The sequence below is a fragment of the Stenotrophomonas maltophilia group sp. Smal17 genome, assembly GCF_030237045.1.
Classification (GTDB): domain Bacteria; phylum Pseudomonadota; class Gammaproteobacteria; order Xanthomonadales; family Xanthomonadaceae; genus Stenotrophomonas; species Stenotrophomonas forensis.
The window spans coordinates 1-2995 of sequence record NZ_JASJSU010000064.1; the positions used below are offsets into that span (position 1 = coordinate 1).

2 protein-coding genes and 1 riboswitch are annotated in these 2995 nt (G+C 68.3%); of the genes, one reads left to right on the forward strand and one right to left on the reverse strand.

Annotated features, from left to right (window positions below):
• Positions 1-19: 19 nt before the first annotated feature.
• Entirely contained in the window at positions 20-598 is a 579-nt protein-coding gene (locus tag QRO93_RS15325) for a histidine phosphatase family protein (RefSeq protein WP_180881068.1), read from the reverse strand.
• A 141-nt stretch (positions 599-739) separates the two neighbouring features.
• A riboswitch (cobalamin riboswitch) is annotated at positions 740-963 on the forward strand.
• Between the two features lie 116 nt (positions 964-1079).
• Between QRO93_RS15325 and btuB the strand changes: the two genes are divergently transcribed.
• Positions 1080-2924 (forward strand): TonB-dependent vitamin B12 receptor, encoded by a 1845-nt coding sequence (gene btuB, locus QRO93_RS15330; protein ID WP_180881070.1) that lies wholly within the window; start codon positions 1080-1082, stop codon positions 2922-2924.
• Positions 2925-2995 lie beyond the last annotated feature (71 nt).

Here is a 2995-nt window from a genome sequence, read left to right on the forward strand (position 1 = left end):
GGCCGGCCCGACCCTCGGCTCAGGGCTGCTGCAGTTCCAGCAGTTCGCCCACCAGGCCTGCTTCACCGCGTTCCAGCCGTACCCGCAGGCGCGTGCCATGGTCAATGCGCAATGCCCAGCACAGCGACATCGGCAGGCCGCACACCTGCGACAGCACCATGCGCAGCGGGCCACCGTGGCTGACCACCAGTGTCGGCAGCGGGTCATCATCATCGAGCAGGCGATCCAGCGCGCGTGCGATGCGCCGCTCGAAATGGCCCCAGCTCTCGCCGTTCGGTGGCGGGAACGCGTGCGGGTCGGCATGGAACGCCGCCAGCGCGTCTTCCGGAAGATCGAACAGGGACTGCCCGTCCCAATCACCGAAATCCAGTTCTTCCCACTCTTCGTCCGCCTCCACGTCCAGGCCGCGTGCGGTGGCCAGCGCCATCGCCGTATGCAGCGAGCGCAGCCGCGGCGAACTGATCACCCGCTCCCACGGCTGTGCGGCGTAGGCGTCGACCAGCTCCTGTGGCAGCGGCGCCAGCTGCGGTGGATCGGTGCGGCCATCGAGGAACTCATCGCGACCGTTGCCGGCATGGCGGACCAGGTCGAGGATCATGCGTGCGCCCCGTACAGGCAACGCGGGAACAGCGGAAAACGGGCGGACATCGGCAACGGCACCACGGGATCGAGGGACCATTCTAAGGGCACAGCAAAGGCAGTCGAGCAAGCTCGACCCTACGGCTGCCGGGGATGGCGTAGACTGCGCGCACTTCCAGGTGACCTGCGGCCTTGGCCGGCAGGTTGAAACGGGAAGCCGGTGACGCGTGATTCCACGCCAGGCCGGCGCTGCCCCCGCAACGGTAAGCACGTCAGTTCCAGGCAACAACGCCACTGTGCCACGCGCATGGGAAGGCGCCTGGACGGTGGCCTCGCGCCACCCGGCGGCAAGCCCGGAGACCGGCCCGGAAGCCTCAGGTCGCGATGCGGTGGGCATGGCGCTGGATGAGCACGGCGTCGGCCGTGGCATCGGCGCGTGCCTGTCTTCGCGGCTCCTCCCCTTCGCTGCGCGGGCGTGCGTGGCACCTGGAGTCCTCCCGATGAAGCTGCAGACCCGAATGCTGTCCCTGGCCGTGCTGGCCGCCCTGCCCGCGCACGCGCAGGCCGCCGATGACACCACCGCGCTCGACCAAGTGCTGGTTACCGCCACCCGCACGCCGATCGCCCTGCAGGACAGCATCGCGCCGGCCCAGGTGATCGACCGCGCGCAGATCGAATCCAGCCAGGCCACTTCGCTGCAGGAACTGCTGCGCGGCCGCGCCGGCATCAACCTGACCAACGCCGGCGGCCTTGGCAAGCAGAGCTCGCTGTTCCTGCGCGGCACCAACTCCGGCCACACCGTGGTGCTGGTCGACGGCGTGCGCATCAACAGCGCCGACCTCGGCCTGGCCATGTACCAGGACCTGCCGCTGGCGCAGATCGAGCGCGTGGAGATCGTGCGCGGACCGCAGTCCAGCCTGTATGGCGCCGACGCCATCGGTGGCGTGATCCAGATCTTCACCCGCCGCAATGCCGGTGACTTTGCCCCGCACTTCCAGCTCGGCGGTGGCAGCAACGGCCTGCGCGAGGCCAGCGGTGGCATTGGTGGCGGCACCGAACGCGGCTGGTTTGGCGCCGACATCGCCTACCAGCATTCCGATGGCATCGATGCCTGCCGCGGCTCTTCCTCGGTGTTCACTGCCGGTTGCTTTGCCGACGAACACGACCGCGACGGCTACCGCAACCTGTCCAAGAGCCTGCGTGGCGGCTACACCTTCAACGACCAGTGGAACGTGGAAGGCAGCGCGCTGCGCGCCGACGGCAGGAACCATTACGACGGCTACTACAACTACTCCGAAACCCGCCAGCAGGTGCTGGCCGGCAAGGTGCGCTACACCCCCTCCGAACGCGTGGCGTTCACTGCCAACGTCGGCCGCAGCGACAACGAATCGGACAACTATGGCGCACCGGCCGTATTCGGTAGTGCGCAGACCCACCGCGACAGCGCCTCGCTGCAGGGCGATATCGGCCTGGCCGAAGGCCAGCTGCTGAGCGCCGGCGTGGACTGGAGTGAAGACAACCTGGATGGCAGCAGCGCGGGCTACCTCGTTGACAGCCGCCGCAACACCGGCGTGTTCGTGCAGTACCAGGGCCGCTTCGGCCGCCACCAGCTGCAGGCCAGCGCGCGCAACGACGACAACCAGCAATTCGGCAACCATGCCACCGGCAGCCTTGGCTGGGCGATGCAGCTGGAGCACGGCCTGCGCGTCAACGCCAGCTACGGCACCGCCTTCAAGGCACCGACCTTCAGCGACCTGTACGACCCGTGGAGCGGCGTGCCGACGTTGAAGCCGGAGAAGTCCAAGAGCGCCAACCTTGGCGTTTCACAGCAGGGCCAGGGCTGGCACTGGGGCCTGGACGTGTACGAAACCCGCATCGATGACCTGATCACCTACGATGCGCTCACGATGAAGATGCAGCAGGTGGAGAAGGCGCGCATCCGTGGCGCCGAACTGACCGGTGGCGTGCTGCTGGCCGGTTTCGACATCAACGCGCAGCTGAGCTACACCGACCCGCGCAACCGCACCCGCGGCAACACCCAGTTCGACAACTGGCTGCCGCGCCGCGCGCAGCAGACCGCGCGCCTGGACATTGATCGCCGCTTCGGCGACGTCCGCGCCGGACTGACCGTGCAGGGCGCGGGCAAGCGCTATGACAACGCCGGCAACTCGGTGAAGGTCGGCGGCTACGGCACGCTGGACCTGCGTGCCGAGTACGCGCTGACGCCGTCGTGGTCGCTGCTGGCGCGTGCGGCCAACGTGTTCGACCGCAGGTACGAGACCGTGGCGTGGTACAACCAGCCCGGCCGCGAGTACCAGCTGAGCGTGCGTTACCAGCCGAAATGACCGCAACGGTCATGGTGGTGCCGGCCGCTGGCCGGCAGCATCATGACCTCCGGCAGAGCGCCCCGGATTGC

Bases quoted from the DNA above. Each gene is read 5' to 3' on its own strand.
- QRO93_RS15325 (WP_180881068.1), bottom strand. From the start codon at position 598: ATGATCCTCGACCTGGTCCGCCATGCCGGCAACGGTCGCGATGAGTTC.
- btuB (WP_180881070.1), top strand. From the start codon at position 1,080: ATGAAGCTGCAGACCCGAATGCTGTCCCTGGCCGTGCTGGCCGCCCTG.